The organism is Algoriphagus ornithinivorans, assembly GCF_900115305.1.
Taxonomy (GTDB): Bacteria; Bacteroidota; Bacteroidia; order Cytophagales; family Cyclobacteriaceae; genus Algoriphagus; species Algoriphagus ornithinivorans.
The window spans coordinates 293,540-314,397 of sequence record NZ_FOVW01000002.1; the positions used below are offsets into that span (position 1 = coordinate 293,540).

Below are 20,858 nucleotides of genomic sequence, written 5' to 3' on the forward strand. Positions count from 1 at the left end.
AAGCCTGCTTTTATGCAGGCAATTTACTTGTTTTTTTACTCAGCTCGAAATGTCCAAACTGGTCTTTTAGCGTGATTGACCACGTCTTCTGCTATGCTTCCGGTGATTAAATGTAAGAAACCTGTTCTTCCATGAGTTGCCATTGCAATCAAATCCGCATCGATGTCTTCGGCAAACTCAATGATTCCTGACTCCTCAGATGAAGAGTTGTAGATCTCAGCTTTGACGTTTTCGAAATCATATTTCTTTACGTAATGCTTGATTCTAGCGATTGATTCTCTGGTAGTTTCAAAGCTGCCAGGTGTATTCACATTGACCAAGTAAAGTTCAGCTCCAAACAATTTTTGTAGCCTTTTGATTCTAGCTGCTACTTCATCTGAATTTTCTCTGAAATCACTAGCAAAAACAATTTTTTTCAAATCCTTAGGATCAACTGGAGATTTGATGGTGACTACAGGACACTTGGCATTTCTTACCACTTTTTCGGTATTCGACCCCACCAAGACCTCCTCCAAGCCGGAAGAGCCTTTTGACCCCATTACAACCAGATCTGGTTTTTCTTCATTGATGGATTCACTGATAGCCTGAAAGGCATTTCCAAGTTTTAATTTGGTTTTGAATTCAAATTTTTGGGATTTGAATTTCTCTTCCAGTTCTTTCATTTGTTTTTTCCTTCGTTCCGTCAATTCCACGAAGAAAATCTGGTTTTCAATTTCAGGCATCATTTCACCTCCACCCATTGTACCAAGGCTGGTGTTGGTTGGGATTTCGAGAACGTGAAGCACTTCCACAGTAATATTGTCCAATTTTGAGGCAAGATTAGTGGTGAAATCCAGTGCATATTGGGCTTGTTCTGAGAAGTCGTAGGGTACAAGTACTTTAGTCATGGTCAAAAAGAGTTATTGTGTTATGCCAAATTAGCATAAAATCGAGACCATAAAAGGACTTTTGTCAGCTTTTCCTAAAAAAGTAGCCCAATCCCAAAAAGAACTACCCAAAATAGGGTACTAATTGCCATTTTTTTGAGATAAGGGTCAGTTTCCTGAGCTGATTGAGCTACTTGAACTCCTCGGGCTACCTTGATCATTATGATACTTGCTAAAAGTGCAATGAGTGAAAACCATTCACTGGAATAAATTACAAACCAAAGAAGAGCAAGATTCCCTAATATGATCAAAGACCAATTGTACTTAACTGCATTGCTTCTCCCGATCCTGACAGGAATTGATTTTTTTCCCGCAAGCTTATCGGAATCTATATCCCTGATATTATTAATATTCAAAACTGCCGTACTAAAAAAACCTAAAGCTACCGCAATCAATACAGCTAAATTATTGCTACTATAGGTATGGAGAAAATATGTCCCGAGTACCCCTAATAAGCCAAAAAATATAAATACTGAAAGATCTCCCAGACCAGCATAGCCATATGGATTTTTACCTGAAGTATAGGTGATGGATGCCCAAATTGCTGCCAAACCCAAACCCAGGAAGAGCAAGAAAATCTGTAAATCCTGAACGGCCAAATAAAGAAGGGAAAGGCCTGAAATCAATGATAAAGCTCCAAATAGATACATTGCTTTTTTCATTTCAGGCAGGGTGATTAGCCCTGATTGGACCGCTCTAACCGGTCCTTGGCGATCGATCGAGTCTGCGCCATGCACAGAATCTCCGTAATCATTGGAGAGGTTAGATAGGATTTGGAGAAAAACAGTGGTTAAGGAAGCCAAGACTAATATTTCCCAACGAAATGAGTTTTGCCATGCGGCAATAAAAGAACCTGCGAATATGCTCGCAAGCGCTAAGGGTAAAGTACGAAGCCTGACTGCATGCAGCCAGGCTTCTTTTTTTGTGCTAATTTCTCTTTTCACTAATCTAGATTATGCTTCTACCAATGAAATGATTTCTTCATCTAAAGGATTCACGGAAGAAGGGAAAAACTTCATTAATTCTCCCTGTTCATTTATGTAGTATTTGCAGAAATTCCATGTTGGTTCCTGATTATTCCATCCGTTTAGTTTTTCGTCAGAAAGCCAACTGTACAAAGGGTGTTTATCGAAACCTTTTACAGATATTTTTTCAAAAACAGGGAAACTTACTCCATAATTGGTGGTACAAAACTCCTTGATTTCCTCATTAGATCCAGGTTCTTGTCCACCAAAATTATTAGCCGGAAAAGCCAGAATTGCGATTTTATCTCCGAAGTTTTCGTGTAATTCCTGCAATGACTCATACTGAGGAGTATAGCCGCATTTAGAAGCCACATTGACAATCAATACTTTTTTGCCCTTATATTGACTGAAATCAACCTCTTTTCCGTCAATATTTTTGAGTTTAAAATCATAGAATGAACTTTCCATAGAGGTATTGTTTAGTGTCATCATTCCTGCTTGCAAATGCTCAGGTCTTTCTAATGTTTTCCCACAGGAAAGAAGGACTAAAGCTAAGAGAAGGTAGAAGATGCTTTTCATATTACATTCGGTCAGGTACTGCTATGCCTAGCAAACTCATTCCTTTTTTGATTGTTTGAGCAGTTAGCGAAGAAAGGGCCACTCTAAACGTAAGAATGTTTGTGTCATCCTCATTAAAAATAGGAAGATCTGCATAAAATCGGTTATACTCTTTGGCCAAATCAAAAAGATATTGAGCCATGATGGATGGAGCGTAATCTTCACCAGCCTGCTTAATTTTCTTTTCAAAATCATTCAATAAGAATATCAAAGCAGATTCCGATTCTTCAATCTTACTCACGCTACTAAAATCAGGGTTTTGATAATTTACTCCCAGCTGATCTGCTTTTCTTAAAATAGATGCAATTCTTGCATGTGAATATTGAATGAATGGGCCAGTATTTCCCTGAAATTCGATAGACTCTTGAGGGTTGAAGAGCATTCGTTTTTTAGGATCCACTTTCAATAGAAAATATTTCAAAGCGCCAAGTCCCAATATCTCATACAGTTCAGCTGCTTGCTCGCTAGTAAACCCTTCAATTTTCCCTAATTCCTTGGTATGAGATTCTGCAGTGTCAATCATTTCCTGCATCAAGTCATCGGCATCCACTACTGTACCTTCTCGAGATTTCATTTTACCTGTAGGCAGATCTACCATCCCGTAGGAAAGGTGATAAAGCCCTGGCCCATAAGGTCTGCCCAGTTTACGCATGATTTTGAACAAGACATCAAAGTGATAATCTTGCTCATTTCCAACCACATATACCGATTTATCTATTTGAAAATCATTGTACTTCAAGTCTGCTGTACCCATGTCTTGAGTGATATAAACGGAAGTTCCATCACCTCTCAAAACAAGCTTTTCGTCCAATCCTTCATCAGTCAAATCTACCCAAACAGAGCCATTTTCTTTTTTGAAGAAAACACCCTTTTTTAGTCCTTCTTCGACAATATCTTTCCCTAATAAATAGGTGTCGGATTCATAGTAGAATTTATCAAAGTCAACTCCCATTTTGGTGTAGGTGGCGTCGAACCCTGCATATACCCAGGCATTCATTTGCTTCCAAAGACTAACGACATCAGGATCATTAGCTTCCCACTTTCTGAGCATTTCCTGGGCTTCCAATAAGATTGGGGCGTTCTTCTTTGCCTCTTCTTCACTTTGACCTTGCTCTATCAAAACTTTGATCTGGGATTTGTATTCTTTATCAAAAAGCACATAGTATTTCCCAGCCAAATGATCTCCCTTTAACCCTGAGGTTTCAGGACTCTCTCCATTTCCAAAATGCAGGTAAGCCACCATGGACTTACAAATATGAATTCCCCGATCATTGACCAAGTTGGCTTTGATCACCTGGTAGCCATTTGCTTTGAGGATTTCCGCAACCGAAAAGCCTAAAAAGTTATTTCTGAGATGGCCCAAATGCAGTGGTTTATTGGTGTTGGGAGAGGAGTACTCCACCATTACTTTCTGCCCATTGGCAGGAAGCTGCCCCAAATTTGGATTGGAATAAATTTTTTGAAAAATATCCAGCCATGAATTTTCATTCAAAACTAAGTTCAGGAATCCTTTGACCACATTGAAATCAGCGACCTCACTGACATTTGCCTTAAGATATTCACCAATTTGGTTGGCTGTGTTTTCAGGAGTCGTTTGGCTGATTTTCAGAAATGGGAAAACCACAAATGTGTAAGTTCCTTCAAATTCCTTTCTGGTGGGCGCCAAACTCAGTTGATCTACTGCTAGATCGTGATTGAAGATATTTTGAAAGGCTTGTTGTATGCCTGAGAGGATATTTTCTTGAATATTCATGATTTTGTTAACCTAATCGCAAAGAACGCGAAGGTACGCAAAGATTTTTTTTAGAATGTATACAACCTATTGTCAACTGGTAAAACAGCAAACTTTAATCTATACCCTGTCTGAAATTTTCTATGCTTCAATTGTTTTGAATTTTGAAATAAAAAAGCATCAAAATGACGATTTCACATAATCGATTTTAGCCATTTATTATTCCTAATAGTTTTACTCGTCTTCCTTATTGACTCAATTCATTTAAAAGTTTTCAACCAGAGATTTGGTGGTAACTTCGAGTACTTCAAAGGCGTTTTCTGCCATGGTGTTTTCCGTATCAAGTGTAGGGTTTACTTCTACAATTTCCCAGCAACACACTCTTTTGTCTTTGATTAATTCTGCGTTTAGCTGAATGGCTTCTTCGACAGTAAGTCCGTCTGGAACTGGAGTACCTGTGCCTACAGAAATGGAGCTATCCAAACTGTCCACATCAAATGAAATATAGATTTGATCGCAATCTTTGAGAATCTCTAAGGTTTCGTTGGCAACTTGACTTATGCCTTTTTCTCTGACCTCACTGGTTTTGAAGTTTCGGATTTCATGCTTTTTGATCAGGAAATCCTCAGGAGATTCTGTATCTCTTACAGAGATGAAGACAATATCTTGAGGATCAATTTTAGGCTGATCTCCACCTATTTTTTTGATTCTCTCCCAATACAACAATGTTTCTTCATCTGGTTGGTTAACCTGACATTCTTTATTGTCCAGTTGAGAAACCATTGCAAGAGGCATCCCGTGCATGTTTCCTGAAGGTGTGGTGTAAGGTGTATGAAGATCTGCGTGAGCATCAATCCAAACCACTCCTAATCTTAATTCTGGGTTAGCGGCTTTGATTCCCATGATGGTGCCGGCTGCTGTAGAGTGGTCTCCTGCCAATACAATAGGGAATTTTTTTTCCAAGCGAAGAGATTCTATTGAGCTGTATACATTTTTGAGAACCTGATACACCCCGTCAATATATTTGGCGTGAGGAAATTTATTTCCTTTCCATAGGTAATTATTCGCGTCAGCCACATTAATAGGCTCGAATTGAGTAAAGAAATCTGATTTTTTATCCAGAGAAGCTATTTTGAGAGCGTCTATACCCAAACTTGCACCCCGGGTGCCGGCTGCAATTTCAGAACGAACTTCTACTAGTTTGATATTTCTCATTTTCTCAAAAATTTATTGGGTTTATGCCGGCAAAGCTACTTAATACCCCCGATTTAATCCATTTAATTCAAGGATAAAGTGATTTTCTGAAATAAGTATGGTTTTATTATTTCTTTGGAAGGAAACAAGTAGCTAAAACAGGTGGTTTTAGATATATGTGAAGAGAAAATTTGAACTCCTTTATAAAGATTAAGTCCTAGAGCTTTTTCAGGGATTTATGGGCTTTTAATTTGAATTCCATATTTATTGTCCAATTTTGTAAGCGTATTATAAAACATTCAACTAAGGCAAATGAATCGATATATTGATCTGATCCAACAGACTTTTGACTTTCCAACCAAAGAGTTCCATGTTGAAAATAATGAGTTATTTTTTAATGGTGTGAACTTGATGGAGATCATCCAAACTTATGGCACACCTTTAAAATTAACCTATTTGCCCAAAATTTCTGAAAGTATTCAGAATGCCAAAACCTACTTCAACAATGCGATTCAAACGCATAACTATAAAGGAAAATATACCTACTGCTACTGTACCAAATCTTCTCATTTCAGCTTCGTATTGAATGAAGCCTTGAAAAATGATATCCATATAGAGACTTCCTCAACCTTCGATATTCCTTTGGTGAGAAGTCTTTATGCAGAAGGGAAAATCACGAAGGATACCTTTATTATTTGCAATGGGTTCAAAAGGGAGTTGTACAAGCAATACATTTCCGAATTGCTGAATGACGGTTTTAAAAACTGTGTTCCTATCCTGGATAATCTGAGTGAGATTGATTACTACTTGGAGCACGTGAAAGTCCCATTCCAAGTGGGTATCCGTATCGCTGCTGATGAAGAACCAAAGTTTGGGTTTTATACATCCAGACTGGGAGTGCGTTATAATGATATTATCAGCTTGTATGAGGAAAAAATTAAGGATAATCCTCAAGTAAGCTTGAAAATGCTCCATTTTTTCATCAATTCAGGAATTAAGGATACTGCCTATTACTGGTCTGAGTTGACCCGATTTATCCAAAAGTATGTGGACCTGAAGAAGGTAGCTCCAAGTTTGGACACCATGGATATTGGAGGGGGATGGCCTATCAAAACAAACGTGTTTTTTGACTACGACTACCAATATATGGCGGATCAAATTGTCAAAAATATCAAATGGATGTGTGCTAAAAACCACACCGATGAACCGAATATTTTTACTGAATTTGGAAGTTACACAGTAGGAGAGAGCGGTGCTGTTCTTTACAGCATTTTGGATGAGAAACTCCAAAATGATAAGGAGCTTTGGTATATGATTGATGGATCTTTCATTACTCAGTTACCGGATAGCTGGGGCTTGAATCAGAAATATATCATGCTAGCTGTAAATAACTGGGATGAGGAATATCACAATATTTCTTTGGGAGGTTTGACTTGTGACAGCATGGATTATTACAACTCCGAAGCTCACCAATTCAATATCTACTTGCCTAAAGTGGAGCAAGGCAAAAAACAATATATCGGCTTTTTCCACACAGGAGCCTATCAGGAATCTTTGGGAGGGTATGGAGGAATACAACACTGCTTGATTCCAGCTCCCAAGCATGTGTTGATAGATAGAGATGAAACCGGTAGCATTGTTCATAAATTATTTGCGAAGGATCAAACTGAGGAAAGTATGCTCAAAACATTGGGCTATTCCCCAGTTGAGAAGTGATAAATTGAGGAGAAAGTCTACACTTTGTAGATTTTCTCCTTTTTTTGGTTATCAAACCATGAAAGGTGTAGCTTTTTACATTCAGTAATTTAAGATTATTTAAAAAGTTCTTCTCCCATAATAAATTTGCAGTTTAGATGCACTGGGGGAATTATATAACCCTTTTTTAAAGGAACACGAAAAAAATAATAAGCAGGAACTAATTGAGTTTGCTGAGGTTTTTTAAAACTTAGTTTCTGGTGATATTCTTGATTCAATTGGCCTATGAAGTTTTCAAGATGCTTTCTTGTTTTAGCCCTTTTATACAGTAATGACATTTGGGGACAGGAAAAAAAGATTTATAGCGGTGCTTATTCATGGAGAGGATTCGAGGGAAAAGCTGACTTTGAATTTTATTCTTTTGATAAAGATTCTGTGGTTTTAGATGGAGATTTTAAATTCCAATCTAAAAAGTTGCCTCAAAAGGATGAGCTCTTAAAGGTGCTGGTGGAAGGCGCCTATGATAGAAATAAGAAAGCCCAGAAATGGAATTACCTCACAGAAGATTATAAAGTCACTATAAGGGATGTAAAGGACATTGAGCTTGTGGCTGATTTAAGTGGAACTCTGATTGAATTAAAGGCTAATTACGAAGGAGGGGTGCCCTCAGGGAATTGGGTATATGAGGAATATTCAGTAGACGGCCCCAAAAAAGTAAGAAGAGCATTTTCTGATCAATTACTTTTTAAAAAAGGAGATCTTTCTGAAAAACTCGAAATTCAGTTTAGAAACAATGGCAGGGCCGAATTCATCAGAGGTAAACTCCTGGAAAACGGTGTGATGGACGGGGAATGGGTAATTGTCTACCGAGAAGGGGAGAAGCTCATTTCAGAAGTCCGAAATTATTTAAATGGCTTTTTAATCGGGATGGTCAAGAGGGACTTGAAGACTGACCAACTGATCATGGATAAGGTTTATTTTGAAACCATAGATAAGCTCAATTTATTGGATCAAGGGAAAAATACCGGATTTAGAGTTGCAGATAGGGTTTTTAATCTGGATTACCGAGATGGATTTTTAAGTGACTCAGAAGAGGCTAAATCTCAGAACGCAGGGAATCAATTCATAAAAGAATTCCTAAGTAAACTTTTAAAGTTTGAATCCTCCTATGTGAATGCAGCAGGACAATTGATTGATTACCCAATGCATACCAGAAGGATGGTGTATGAATTTAATCGCACTCAGCAGAGGCTGATAGAGACCATTCCGGGAAGCTATAAAAGTCTCATCTCCAAAATTCAAACCTATCTCGATGATGATTCCTTTGTGTTGAATAAAAACTCTTCAGAGTCAATGGCTTATGCTTATCAAATTCACAGTGATTTTGAAAATAGACTGAAAGGATTGGAAGAGTTGGTCAAACTTCTGGAAACAAAGGATATTCAATATCATGATGTGTCATTATTGGAAAAATCTCTGGAAAATAAGTTCCCTAAAGAAATCCCAATCAAATTCACTTATGGCGGAGAAAGTGTTAGCAGATCCTTGTCTTTTTCTAAAGAAGAATTTTCAAAAGGTTTTTTTAGAGGATTGGATTCCTGGTTGACACAGATATCAGAATTGATTGATCAGCAGCAAGATTTGGTAGATGAATCATTATTTGTGATTAGGCAAGATTCTGAACTCCTTGACTTGGAAAAGCAAATTGCTCAAAAGTCTGAGGCAACCAGAAATCTATATCAGGTGGACTTTGCTAATGAATATGTCAAAGCAGTCTATGAGCAATTATATACTCAAACATTACAAAAGCTGACGGGTGATTTTGCGAAGGAGCAGGAATTTGATAAGAAGAAGGCAATAGGTCAAAACATACTGGATTTGCTTTCTACCCTTATTTCTAATTACCCTGAATTGTTGGAGTTGAATAGCTACTCACAGCAGGTTGACGAGCTTTATCAAGAAGAGGTATTTAATCCATTTACTTATAGCCGCTACAATCAAAGAATTAAGCCCAAATTATACGATGCATACGAACGCCTGATGGAATATTACCAAGGACAATTGATGCAGGAAAGGAATCCTAAACAGCTCCCAGTTTGGATTCAGAAAATTCAAACGCTCTCCTCCAAGATGGTTGCCTTAGTGGATCAAGACACCAAAAGCATAGAAAGGAGCATCAACAAGAGAGCTTCCATTTCAAAATTAGAACAATCACTAGGGCTTCAATAAAATGAAAAGATTGATCAATAGGGTCCATCAGTTAAGTCTGATCCTGATATTCTTTGTAACCTCTTTTGGTTTGGCTTTAGCTCAAAGTTCTCCTGTGACGGAGCCTCAAGGTTTACCCGCCACAACTGAACTCTGGAATGGATTGTACCTTAAACTGAGGCTATCAGAAAAGTGGTGGTGGTATCAAGAAAATCACTATCGAAGAAGGAGTAGTATTGATAACAGAAGTGATTTTGTGGGTAGAATGGGACAGGTTTATAACCGTTTCGGGATGACCTATTTATTCACAGACAATTTCGAAGTTACTTTCGGTCCGACCTTAGTTTGGAATTACACACCTGAACCTGGAAATCCGGAATTTGAGACCTCTGTCTTAGAACCTAGAATTTGGCATCAATGGTTGCTTACTCAGGGAGTTGGCAGGGTAAAGGTTCTTCATCAATTTAGATTTGAGCATAGATTCAAGCGTTTAAATAACGTAGGTGATGACTATGATTTTACCAATAGATATCGCTATAAAATCACTGCTTATGTTCCATTGAATAAGCCGAAAATGGAAAATAAGACCTTTTTTATTGCTCCGTCCAATGAGATATTCTTCGAAACCGGCAAGACTAAGCTGAATATTTTTGAAGAAAACCGTCTTTACACGGCAATTGGTTATACCTACAACAACCTCATGTTTTTTGGTGGACATATGTGGACTTATGGTCCGACATCCACTTTGGGTATTTACCGGAACAGACATATTATTCGCTTGAATATTATGTACACATTTGATTTTAGAGGTAACCGAAAACCATTGACCAGAGACTTCCAATTTTAAGGTTAAAAATCATGAAGAAATTTGGCTTATTGCTGATCGCAATTACTTTATCCATGAGCGTTCATGCTCAATATCAAAAGCAGTGGAGGATATCTCAGGGCTATGATTTTCGATTCCAACCTGGGTTTTTTGCGATAAATATATCGGGTGAATATTTCCCCATTCATTATTTATCTGTTAGTCCCAGTGTATCTGTATATCTCCCAGCAACAGGAAAAGCGACTGGAGTAAATTTAGATGCACGGTATTATCTGACGGAAAAAAAATATCAATGGTACGCTTCTTCAGGATACGGATATTATAAGAGAGTATTTGAGTTGAGTGAGAATCCACCTGTAAATCTCCACACATTCAATGTGGGTACCGGACTCCAATGGAAATTACTCGATCAATTGGGTTTGAATCCTGAGATTCAAAGGCAATTTGGACAGAGGAGTACTTGGACAGTAAAGCTTGGGATAGTTTATTTTATCAATTGACAGATTTCTTAATCCATCATGTCAAATATTTCTGTCACCATATTGGCAGTGATTGGTTTAATTCTAAAATAATCCTGCATCCCATACTTTTGAGCTTTAAGTTCATCCTGACTGTCAATAGAGCTTGTCAGAATGAAAATGTAAATCTTTTTTTCAATGGCTAACTTCGTGAACTCTTCCAAAAATTGCCATCCATCCCAAATAGGCATATTTAGATCCAATAGGATTAATTCAGGTAAAGGTGTTTTTTTCTCGAACTTTTCTCTGAGTGCAAAATAAGCTTCCTCTCCATTAGCATAGCGGATGAGTTCCTTCACTTTTCCACTGGCACCCAAAAATTTTTCTGTTAGGAAGACATGAATAGGATCATCCTCAATTAAACAAGCTAGGTCAATCATGATTTAATTCTTATTTAAAAAAACTTTAAAAATTGTTCCTACTGTAACTTTACTCTCTACTTCGATTTTTCCACCCATAGCTTCGATCTGGTTTTTAGTGATATAAAGTCCTACTCCCCTCGAATCATCATGTTTGTGAAAAGTCTTGTACATTCCAAATAAAGAATTCGAATATCTCTCCAAATCTATCCCCAAACCATTGTCTTCAAACTGAATTTCTATGCTTTCTGAGTGGTTAATTGTTTTGACTTTTACGAAACTATCCTTTTCAGGATCTTTGTATTTGATGCCATTGGTAAGAAAATTCAGCACTATACTATCCAAATATGCAGGAATTGCCATTACTTTCAAAGCGGGATCTACTTCATTAATCAGTTTCACGCTTGACTTTTGACTTGCCATTTGTAGGCTTTGTAAGGCTTTTTCCACCACATCATACAAATTGAGCGCTTTTTTTGGATAGGAGGACTGTAAGTTGACATTGACTATTTGGGTTAAATGTTCAATAGTCTCTTTAAGATTGTCGGATGCTTGTTTGAGCAATTTGACCAATTCATTTTGAAAGTATTCCGGACTTTCTATTTCTAAAAACTCCAGAAGTTGTACCATTCCACCACTGTGGGAACGAAGATTATGAGATACGATATGGGCAAAATTCTTTAAACGCTCGTTTTGGTCTTCACTGGTCTGTAATAACTTTTCTATTTGAGCCTGTGCATGCTTTAAATCAGTAATATCGATGATCTGAGAAATAAAATAAAGTAATTTATCCTCGGTATCTCTTACTGCTGATACTGAAAGCAGTGCATGGATTTCTTCTCCGGTTTTATGAAAATATCTTTTTTCAATCTGATACGTTTGTCGCTCTCCTCTTATGGTTTCATACAACAATTCTAAATCAGCATTGAGATCTTCGGGATGGGTGATGTCCTGAAAAGTTAGCTTCAAAAGTTCTTCACGACTGTATCCTATCATTTCGCAAAGTCTGTCGTTGACATTTTTCCATTGTCCTTCGGTAGACACTATAGCCATCCCAATCCCCGCATTCTCAAAATTTCTTTGAAAAGCAGACATGGAAATTTTCAGTTGCTCAGCTGTTTCTTTGACTTTCGTGATATCCTGGGTGTAAATCAATGCACCACCAATATTCCCCTGTTTATTATACCATGGTTTGCACTCCCATTTGATCCATTGAATTTCCCCGTTTTCATAAACTAACTTTTCCTCGTCTTTTTTTCGGGAATTGCCTTTTAAGCTGTCCTCAAAAATTTCCTGCCAGTTTTGATTTGATTTCGGGAAAGTTTTAAAAAAGGAATTTCCGATGATTTTTTTACCGTTTAGTCCATAGTCTCTAATCCATTTAGAAGAAGCGGAGAGGTAATTCAACTCTTTGTCAAACATCGCAATGGATGTCGGTGCCTGCTGAATGAAAATGGCTTGTTGTTCAATTTCATTTTTGGTTTCAGTGATGTCCTGATGAGTTCCAAACATCATCAACGGCTTGCCATCCTCAGTCCATGAAAACACCTTTCCTCTATCATACACCCAAACCCAATGCCCGTCTTTATGCTTCATTCTGGCCTCACATTCGTAAAAATCTGTTTTTTTCTCAAAACAGTCTTGAAGCTTTTTGGAGGAAACTTCAAGGTCTTCAGGATGAGCCAATTTTGTCCAAGTCTCTATAGAAATTGGGGCTAATTCGGCCAGCGTGTATCCTGTGATTTCAGCCCACCTTTCATTAAACACAGCCTCGCCCGTTTGAACATTCCATTCCCAGGTTCCAAGATTAGTCCCCTCAATAGCGTTTTTAAACTTTGCCTGCTCAGCTTGGAGTTTAAGTCTATTGATTTTGCGTTGGTGGATGTCTTGAAAAGTCCCGTATAACCTAATACATTTTCCATCGGCAAATTCCGGAAGTCCAATGGCCCGAACCCACTTTTCTTTTTTATTATATGTTAAAAGGATAAGTTCGACATCATAAGGTTCTCCTTTTTCAAGCGCATTTTTTACGACTCGTTGGATCAATTCTTTACTATGCCCATCCTTATAAAAATCTATCGCTGTTTCCAGATCAGGTTGAAAATCATCTGGTACTTCATGTATCAATCTGGTCACTCGGCTCCAATAGGGCTTTTGTGTCTCTAGATCTATGTTCCAGTATCCAATTTTTGATGCTAAGTTGCATTGAAAAGTAAAGTCCTCCTGCTCGATTTTTGCAGTTTGGTCTTTGATAAAAAATAATAAATCAGGCGAGTTTGCTTTTAATCTCTGTCCGATGAGTTGGAGATGAAGGCGCTTTCCATTTACATGCTTGGCTCGGAGTATAAAATTTATTTTCCCTCCTCTTTCAGCTGAAATTTTTCCAATTGCATCCAAAAATGCCGTGAGATCTGAAGGCTGAACGAGATTAAAAAAACCAGGATAATTCTTTCCAATAGGAAAACCTAATAGATTTTTAAGAGATATGTTGCTTTTTTCCTCCCAATCCGAATTTTGTGTGAGTTGTAAAATCCCATCACATAATTCAGTTTCAATCAGGTTGAGGATGTTTTTTGAAGAAGAAAATTCTTCAAAAAGAGGTGAAATGCTGCTCATCAATACATTATTATTTCAAACCTATTTTACAGGTTATCAAGTAGGGAATCAAGAAATTTTAAGGGAGGAAATAAGCTATACAGTCTTCATTCACAATTCAATCAAATTGATAACTCATAATCGTAAAATTGGTTTTGATTGATTTTTTAGGTCATTTGATCATCAAATGACTGCATTAGGAGACTCCCTCTGCATGGTCTATTGTCTGACCATCCAAGCTCAAATAAGAAGCCATAGCATCTGCTGTCATACAGGAATGAACAGGTAGTATTCCTATCACATCTCCAATTTTCACCTTTTGTAGAAAGCTCTCGGAAGCCTTTATAATGCCATGCTCCTGAGAAATACTTTTTAAATAGGACCTTTCACTAGGTTCAGAAATTTTCCAGCCAGATTCTTCCAGTTGGACCACTTCGCCGAAATTATTTGTGCCATCAGGCTCTTTCAACACATCTTTGGCCAAATGAACCCCACCACCATGAACAAGCACTTCTTTTCTTTCTTTATTAATATCGACCACTGGAACTGCAAGAGCAACAGCTATCTCTTCTTTTGAACAACCGCCAAGTTTGGCTTGCATTAAGTCAAAAAAGACAAAATTTCCAGGTCCCATTTCATCGATATCTCCGAAATCTTCCATCACTGCACAACCGGGAGTATCTCCTGTTCGAGTAACTAGGTGCGGATATTCAGATCGATATTTGGCCTTCAGCATCCCTAATGCATTTCTGGTTTGCTCATAGAGTTCTGGAATGTCAGGCTTATAATAGGAATGACCTGCATGGATGTAAAAACCTTTAAAATATAGCTTATCAGACTTCTTAGCTGTTCTCAAGATTTCTTCAATCAGTCCAAAATCCGAAACCTTGACGCCCGTTCTGCCATATCCGGCATCTATTTCTATGAAGAAACCTACTTTTTCAGTCAATTGGTCTACCAATTTTTGAGTGGTGATTGGGTTGATCAATTGAACTGAAAGGATTTGATTTTTGGCTAATTCATTCAGCTTATTTATTTCCAATGAATTAAAAGGAAAAGCTATATGGATATTATCCCAGCCTTGTCCGCATAGATATGCAGCCATCTTGATTGATGAAGCTGTTAATTCTTTGATTCCAAAATCCTTTGCCCAAGTCCCAATAATTCTAGATTGAGCAGTCTTCCAATGTGGAGCAAGTTTCATTTCATGCCGAGCAGCTTTATCTGCCATTCGTTTAATATTTGCCCGGCATTTTTTCTCATCGATCAGCAGAGTAGGGGAAGTGATTTTTGATAGGTAGGTCATTGTGGTTTGATAGCATTAAAATTTACCTGAAAGTAAAAAAGATTTTTGAGCTTGGAAATGAATAATTCATGAATTACTGCTATCCAATAAGCTTTGAAGATTAAAATTAGAGATTGATTGAAATACTGAAATTGACTATTCCTATTTCGAGTTTATCCTGCGGAAGGATTTTGAACAAGACTGGTATTCTGTATTATTTCATTTTTCTGAGTTGGATTTTGGAATTTTAGCCTCCGATTTTGAAACAATTGTAGAATTTACCCACACCCTTAGCGATAGCCCGCCAATTGTACTAATTTTGTGTCCCAAAATAAAAGGCCGATTTTAGCGGACTTGTATCCAATATTCAACACCTTAAGCGCAGTCTAAACTTCATGGAAGCAAAAAAAATCCGAAGTACATTCATTGAGTTTTTCCAGTCTAAACAGCATCAGTTTGTTCCTTCTTCTCCAATAGTTGTTAAAAATGACCCTACCCTGATGTTTACAAACGCAGGGATGAATCAATTTAAAGATGCTTTTTTAGGAAATGAGCAGGCTAAATACGCCCGAGTAGCCAATTCACAAAAATGTCTTCGTGTAAGTGGAAAGCACAACGATTTGGAGGAAGTCGGAGTGGACACTTACCACCACACCATGTTTGAAATGCTGGGCAATTGGTCCTTTGGAGATTATTTCAAAAAAGAAGCTATTGAATGGGCTTGGGAATTACTGACTGAGGTGTATCAATTACCAAAGGACAGATTATATGTTTCTGTTTTTGAAGGTGACCAGGATGACAATTTACAAATGGATCAAGAGGCCTATGATTTCTGGAAAAAAATTGTTCCAGAAGATAGAATCATCATGGGGTCCAAAAAGGATAATTTTTGGGAAATGGGAGATACAGGTCCTTGTGGTCCTTGTTCAGAAATCCACATTGATTTGCGCTCTGAGGAAGAAAGAAAGCAAGTTGCCGGGAAGGATCTGGTAAATAATGATCACCCTCAAGTCATTGAAATATGGAACTTGGTGTTTATGCAGTATAACAGACTTTCTGATGGAAGTCTAAAAGAATTGCCTGCCAAGCATGTTGATACTGGAATGGGCTTCGAGCGACTTGTAAGAGCAATACAGCATAAGTCGTCCAATTATGATACGGATTTGTTTATGCCTTTCATTTCCTTTTTGGAAGGTAAATCTGGGAAAAAGTATGGGCAAGATGAGCAAACTGATATTGCATTTAGGGTTATCGTCGACCATATCAGAGCAATTTCTTTTACCATAGCAGATGGACAATTGCCATCCAATAATAAAGCTGGTTATGTGATCAGAAGAATTCTCAGAAGAGCTGTGAGGTATGGATATACTTTCTTGGATTTTCAGGAGCCATTTTTATATGAATTGAGCCCATTGATCTCAGCCAACTTTGGGGAGATTTTTCCAGAGGTAAAGCAACAGCAGGAATTTATTGCAAAAGTGATTCAGGAAGAGGAAACATCTTTCCTGAGAACCTTGGATAAAGGCTTAAAGATGCTGGATCAAATCAAGGCGGACTTGAGAGCTCAAAATGAAACCGTGATTTCAGGAAAAACTGCCTTTGAATTATATGATACCTATGGTTTTCCACTGGACTTAACTTCTTTAATTGCAAGAGAAGGTGGCTTTTCACTGGATGAAAAAGGCTTTGCCTTTGAGATGGAAAAACAAAAAAATCGATCTAGAGCAGCTTCAGAATCCGAAACCGGAGATTGGGTTTCAGTGCATGATGATGAAGGTGTGGACTTTATAGGTTATGATTTTACTGAGGCTTATTCCCACATCATCAAATACAGGGTAGTTAAGGATAAAAAAGGAGATAAGTATCAGTTGGTGCTGGACAAAACTCCATTTTATGCAGAAAGTGGCGGTCAGGTAGGGGATACCGGTTACTTGATATCTGAATCGGAAAAAATAAGAGTAGTAGACACCAAAAAGGAAAATGACCTGATTGTTCATTTTGTTGAAAAACTGCCAACGGATCCAAGTTTGAAGTTTTCAGCTGAGGTGGATAAGGGCAAGCGGTCCTTAACTATGAATAATCATACTGCTACTCATTTGTTGCAATCTGCTCTTAAACAGGTGCTAGGAGAACATGTGCAGCAAAGAGGTTCCTTGGTGAATGATCAAATCCTCAGGTTTGATTTCTCCCACTTTGCTAAGATGACTGAAGAAGAAATCTCTCAGGTTGAAGACATTGTCAATTCCAAGATTCGGGAGAATATCCCGCTTTTGGAAAAAAGAAATGTCCCTATTGAAGAAGCTAAGCAAATGGGCGCAACTGCTTTGTTTGGTGAAAAATATGGGGATTATGTGAGAGTAATCACCTTTGATCCAAACTTCTCAGTCGAACTTTGTGGTGGTACTCATGTTCCTTCCACAGCACAAATTGGGCTATTCAAGATTCTTTCAGAGGGATCTGTAGCTTCAGGGGTTCGAAGGATAGAAGCTATAACTTCTTTGGAAGCAGAGAAATATCTGAAAGCTCAGGAAAATCTCTTGAAAGAACTTCAGGACCTGTTAAAGAACCCTAAAGACTTGAAGAAAGCGGTGGAATCTTTGTTGCAGGAAAAAGCGGAATTGAAGAGCGAGCTGGATAAATTATATCAAGAGAAAGCTTCAGGAGTTAAAGCAGATCTTTTAAAGCAATTTGTAGAAAAGGATGGAGCAAAAATTCTTTTGGCTCAAATTAGCCTTCCGAATGCAGACTCCTTGAAGAAATTGGCTTATGAATTGAAAAATGAAGTAGCTGATGCCTTTGTAATTCTTGCAGCAGAAATCGAAGGAAAACCGCAAATAGCTGTTATTTTGGACGAAAATTTGATCTCATCTAAAAACTTGAATGCGGGTCAAATTGTCCGTGAATTAGCCAAGGAGATTCAGGGTGGAGGAGGAGGTCAACCTTTCTTTGCTACAGCAGGTGGCAAAAAATTGGAAGGCCTTCCAGACGTGATTAGCAAGGCAAAGCAAATGTTTTTATAAGCGCTGAATAAGTAAATATGATTAGCGAAGATTTAAGAAATAAATATCAGTTGGTAATTGGGCTGGAGGTTCATGCCCAATTGCAGACTGTGAGTAAAATATTTTCAGCCGATTCTACTGAATACGGTAATCTTCCTAATACCCAAATATCTGTAATTACCCTAGGGCATCCAGGCACATTACCGAAGATCAATAAAAAGGTGGTGGAGTATGCAGTGAAAATGGGGTTAGCCTGTAATTCTGAAATCACGCGATTTAATATTTTCTCCCGAAAAAATTATTTCTATCCAGACTTGCCTAAGGGCTATCAAATTACCCAAGATAAAGGGCCTATTTGCGTGGGTGGGACAGTACCTATTCAGCTTTCAGACGGAACCAAAAGAGATATCCGACTCAATCGGGTACATATGGAAGAGGATGCAGGTAAATCAATTCACTTGGCAGGTGAAACAGATACTTTTGTGGATTTTAACAGAGCAGGTACTCCATTAATTGAAATCGTTTCTGAACCGGATATGCATAGCCCAGAAGAGGCTTATGCTTTTTTGACTGAGATTAAAAAGCTCGTTGAATATTTAGAAATATGTGATGGAAACATGGAAGAGGGATCTCTTCGATGCGATGCCAACGTATCTGTCATGCTCAAGGGCGCCAAAGAACTTGGAAAAAAAGTTGAAGTGAAGAACATGAATTCTTTCAGAAATGTCTTTCGGGCTATTGAGCACGAGCATGAAAGAATAATCGGGCTGTTGGAAGAAGGCAAGGAAATTGTCTCTGAAACAAGAACTTTTGATGCCAATTCGGGTACAACTGCCAGCATGCGTACCAAGGAAGATTTAAATGATTACAGGTATTTTCCTGAGCCTGACTTGAGTCCGGTGGTGATTTCTGAAGAATGGTTGAGCTCCATTCAGGAACAGATGCCAGAGCTTCCTCGTGAACTGCAATCCAGGTTTGTCAATGACTACGGGCTTCCGGATTATGATGCCAGTTTCTTGACAGAATCAAGATCCATTGCCTTATGGTTTGATAATCTTTGTAAAATCACTTCTAATTATAAAGCGGCATCCAACTGGATGATGGGACCGATTAAGTCCTATTTGAATGAAAGTGGAGCCTCAATTTCAGATTTTCCGATTCCGGCTACCAAGTTGGGAGAATTGATTGAGATGATTGATGAGGGGCATGTTAGCTTCACAGCTGCTCAGCAAAAGATTTATCCTGAAATGCTTAATCAATCTGAAGAAAGTCCTCTTCAAATTGCTCAGCGGTTAAATTTGATCCAGGAAAGCGATGAAGATTCTTTGTTGCCTATAGTTGAAAGTGTGATCAGTGAAAATGCTTCTAAGGTAAAGGAGTATAAATCAGGTAAAAAGGGATTAATGGGGATGTTTATGGGACAGGTAATGAAAAAGTCTCAAGGAAAGGCAGATCCAAAAGTCGCCACTAAATTATTGACAAAAATTCTAGACAATTAATATGAAAAAAATACTCAGCTTAAGTTTTCTGGCTGTTTTCACAATATTGGTTTCCTGTGGAAGCAGACAGTCTAATACGGATGGAAAAGTCCTTGTTTCGGGGAAAGTTGAAAATGCTCCGGCAGGAGTGGTTGTTCTTTCTCAGTTTACAGAATCAAGACCAAAGGTTTTAGATACCTTGGAGGTTAACTCCAAAGGGGAATTTGAATATGAGGTGGCTGTTGATTCTCCTACCTTTTATGAATTGAATCTTTATGGTCAACGCTCAGTAAGGCTAGCTCTTTTGGATGAAAATGTGCAGGTTTATTATGATTTCTCCAAACCAGAGGAAATTAAAATCGAGGGTTCTCAAGACTCTCAGGAGATGCTCAAACTGGAAAAGCTGATGAATGATTATCAAGCTGAAGTGAATAAGCTAAACGAAGCTTATTATGAAGCCATGAGTAGTAATAACTCAGATGCTATCCGAAGTATCCAAGAGCAGGCAATGGAATTGGAAGCTCAGCAATCTGAAAAAGTAAAAGCGACTATAGAAAGTATGGGAGATAGCTTTGCCTCTCTTGCTGCGGTAGGCTTATTAAATCCAAAAAATGATTTTCCATTTTTGGATCAATTGGTTTCTGATCTGAATGAAAACTACCCTAACACGAAATCAATCCTTCAGTTAAAACAACAACTGGATGAAATGAGAAAGTTATCTGTAGGGCAGCCTGCCCCTGAGATTGAATTACCTAATCCTCAAGGGGAAATGGTAAAGCTTTCTGATATGAAAGGGAAGTACGTGCTGATTGATTTTTGGGCTGCTTGGTGTAAGCCTTGTCGTCAGGAAAATCCTAATCTTGTAAGAATGTACAATCTTTATAAAGATAAAGGCTTTGAAGTATTTGGAGTCTCTTTAGACAGAACCAAAGAAGACTGGTTGAAAGCTATTGAAGACGATGGTCTGACTTGGACTCATGTTTCAGATCTTCAGTATTTTAATTCCAAAGCTGCAGAGACCTATCAAATCAATGCCATTCCAGCTACTTATATGCTGGATCCTGATGGGAAAATCATCGCTAAAGATTTACGCGGACCTAGTCTTGAAAATAAGCTTGCAGAGATTTTTGATTAATATTTCTGACCAAAAATGAAGAACCCTGTCACCAAAAATGACAGGGTTTTTTTTATGAAAAAAACCTTCGTTTTAGCGAAGGTTTTCAGAGCAGAAATTCTATTTCATAAAAGGAAGGAGGAAAAAGTACCAAACAGTCCTTCCTTTAAAAATTGGTTCTTTTAAAAAGGAATAGCAAAAGTTGTTTATCACCCGAGACAAATCTAATAAAAATATTCAAAAGAAAAACACATCAAAAATTCTTTCTTTTTCAATAAATATAAATATTCATAGAAATGATTGTTTTTTAATACAAGAAGTATGGCTGGTGTGCTCCAAACGGCAT

Annotated in this window: 15 protein-coding genes; 7 read left to right on the forward strand and 8 right to left on the reverse strand. The window is 37.9% G+C overall.

What is annotated here, in order from left to right:
• Positions 1-35: 35 nt before the first annotated feature.
• The 5 genes from BM073_RS03435 to rocF all read right to left on the reverse strand — a co-directional run bounded on the left by BM073_RS03435 (position 36) and on the right by rocF (position 5,456).
• The gene (locus BM073_RS03435) at positions 36-887 is read right to left on the reverse strand and encodes a universal stress protein (protein WP_091650395.1); all 852 of its coding nucleotides are present in this window, start codon (positions 885-887) and stop codon (positions 36-38) included.
• Between the two features lie 74 nt (positions 888-961).
• Positions 962-1,870 carry a 1,4-dihydroxy-2-naphthoate polyprenyltransferase gene (locus tag BM073_RS03440; RefSeq protein ID WP_091650398.1) on the reverse strand — a complete coding sequence of 303 codons (909 nt, stop codon included), beginning with the start codon at positions 1,868-1,870 and terminating at the stop codon, positions 962-964.
• A 9-nt stretch (positions 1,871-1,879) separates the two neighbouring features.
• Entirely contained in the window at positions 1,880-2,470 is a 591-nt protein-coding gene (locus tag BM073_RS03445) for a glutathione peroxidase (protein ID WP_091650400.1), read from the reverse strand.
• A gap of 1 nt (position 2,471) precedes the next feature.
• Entirely contained in the window at positions 2,472-4,262 is a 1,791-nt protein-coding gene (gene argS, locus BM073_RS03450) for an arginine--tRNA ligase (RefSeq protein WP_091650404.1), read from the reverse strand.
• Between the two features lie 243 nt (positions 4,263-4,505).
• Positions 4,506-5,456, reverse strand: a complete 951-nt coding sequence (gene rocF / locus BM073_RS03455) for an arginase (protein ID WP_091650409.1) — start codon at positions 5,454-5,456, stop codon at positions 4,506-4,508.
• Between the two features lie 291 nt (positions 5,457-5,747).
• On the opposite strand from rocF, the gene BM073_RS03460 reads away from it, so the two are divergent.
• From BM073_RS03460 to BM073_RS03480, 4 genes are all read left to right on the forward strand, one after another.
• Positions 5,748-7,151 carry an arginine decarboxylase gene (locus BM073_RS03460; RefSeq protein WP_091650414.1) on the forward strand — a complete coding sequence of 468 codons (1,404 nt, stop codon included), beginning with the start codon at positions 5,748-5,750 and terminating at the stop codon, positions 7,149-7,151.
• A 264-nt stretch (positions 7,152-7,415) separates the two neighbouring features.
• Complete coding sequence (locus tag BM073_RS03470; RefSeq protein ID WP_091650420.1) at positions 7,416-9,359, forward strand: hypothetical protein; 1,944 nt, start codon at positions 7,416-7,418, stop codon at positions 9,357-9,359.
• 1 nt (position 9,360) lies between these two features.
• Complete coding sequence (locus tag BM073_RS03475) at positions 9,361-10,185, forward strand: DUF2490 domain-containing protein (RefSeq protein ID WP_091650422.1); 825 nt, start codon at positions 9,361-9,363, stop codon at positions 10,183-10,185.
• Positions 10,186-10,196: 11 nt separating this feature from the next.
• Entirely contained in the window at positions 10,197-10,664 is a 468-nt protein-coding gene (locus tag BM073_RS03480) for a hypothetical protein (protein ID WP_091650425.1), read from the forward strand.
• Between the two features lie 8 nt (positions 10,665-10,672).
• Here BM073_RS03480 and BM073_RS03485 read toward each other — a convergent pair whose 3' ends face one another.
• The 3 genes from BM073_RS03485 to BM073_RS03500 all read right to left on the reverse strand — a co-directional run bounded on the left by BM073_RS03485 (position 10,673) and on the right by BM073_RS03500 (position 14,942).
• Complete coding sequence (locus BM073_RS03485; RefSeq protein ID WP_091650427.1) at positions 10,673-11,062, reverse strand: response regulator; 390 nt, start codon at positions 11,060-11,062, stop codon at positions 10,673-10,675.
• A 3-nt stretch (positions 11,063-11,065) separates the two neighbouring features.
• The gene (locus BM073_RS03490) at positions 11,066-13,657 is read right to left on the reverse strand and encodes a PAS domain S-box protein (RefSeq protein WP_091650430.1); all 2,592 of its coding nucleotides are present in this window, start codon (positions 13,655-13,657) and stop codon (positions 11,066-11,068) included.
• 175 nt (positions 13,658-13,832) lie between these two features.
• Positions 13,833-14,942 (reverse strand): alanine racemase, encoded by a 1,110-nt coding sequence (locus BM073_RS03500; RefSeq protein ID WP_091650435.1) that lies wholly within the window; start codon positions 14,940-14,942, stop codon positions 13,833-13,835.
• A 374-nt stretch (positions 14,943-15,316) separates the two neighbouring features.
• Between BM073_RS03500 and alaS the strand changes: the two genes are divergently transcribed.
• The 3 genes from alaS to BM073_RS03515 are packed head-to-tail and all read left to right on the forward strand — an operon-like array spanning position 15,317 to position 20,533.
• On the forward strand, positions 15,317-17,941 hold the full coding sequence (gene alaS / locus BM073_RS03505) for an alanine--tRNA ligase (RefSeq protein ID WP_091650438.1): 2,625 nt from the start codon (positions 15,317-15,319) through the stop codon (positions 17,939-17,941).
• A gap of 17 nt (positions 17,942-17,958) precedes the next feature.
• Positions 17,959-19,419: an Asp-tRNA(Asn)/Glu-tRNA(Gln) amidotransferase subunit GatB gene (gene gatB, locus BM073_RS03510; RefSeq protein WP_091650443.1), complete on the forward strand. Its 1,461-nt coding sequence runs from the start codon at positions 17,959-17,961 to the stop codon at positions 19,417-19,419.
• A 1-nt stretch (position 19,420) separates the two neighbouring features.
• Entirely contained in the window at positions 19,421-20,533 is a 1,113-nt protein-coding gene (locus BM073_RS03515) for a TlpA disulfide reductase family protein (RefSeq protein ID WP_091650446.1), read from the forward strand.
• The last annotated feature ends 325 nt before the right edge of the window (positions 20,534-20,858 follow it).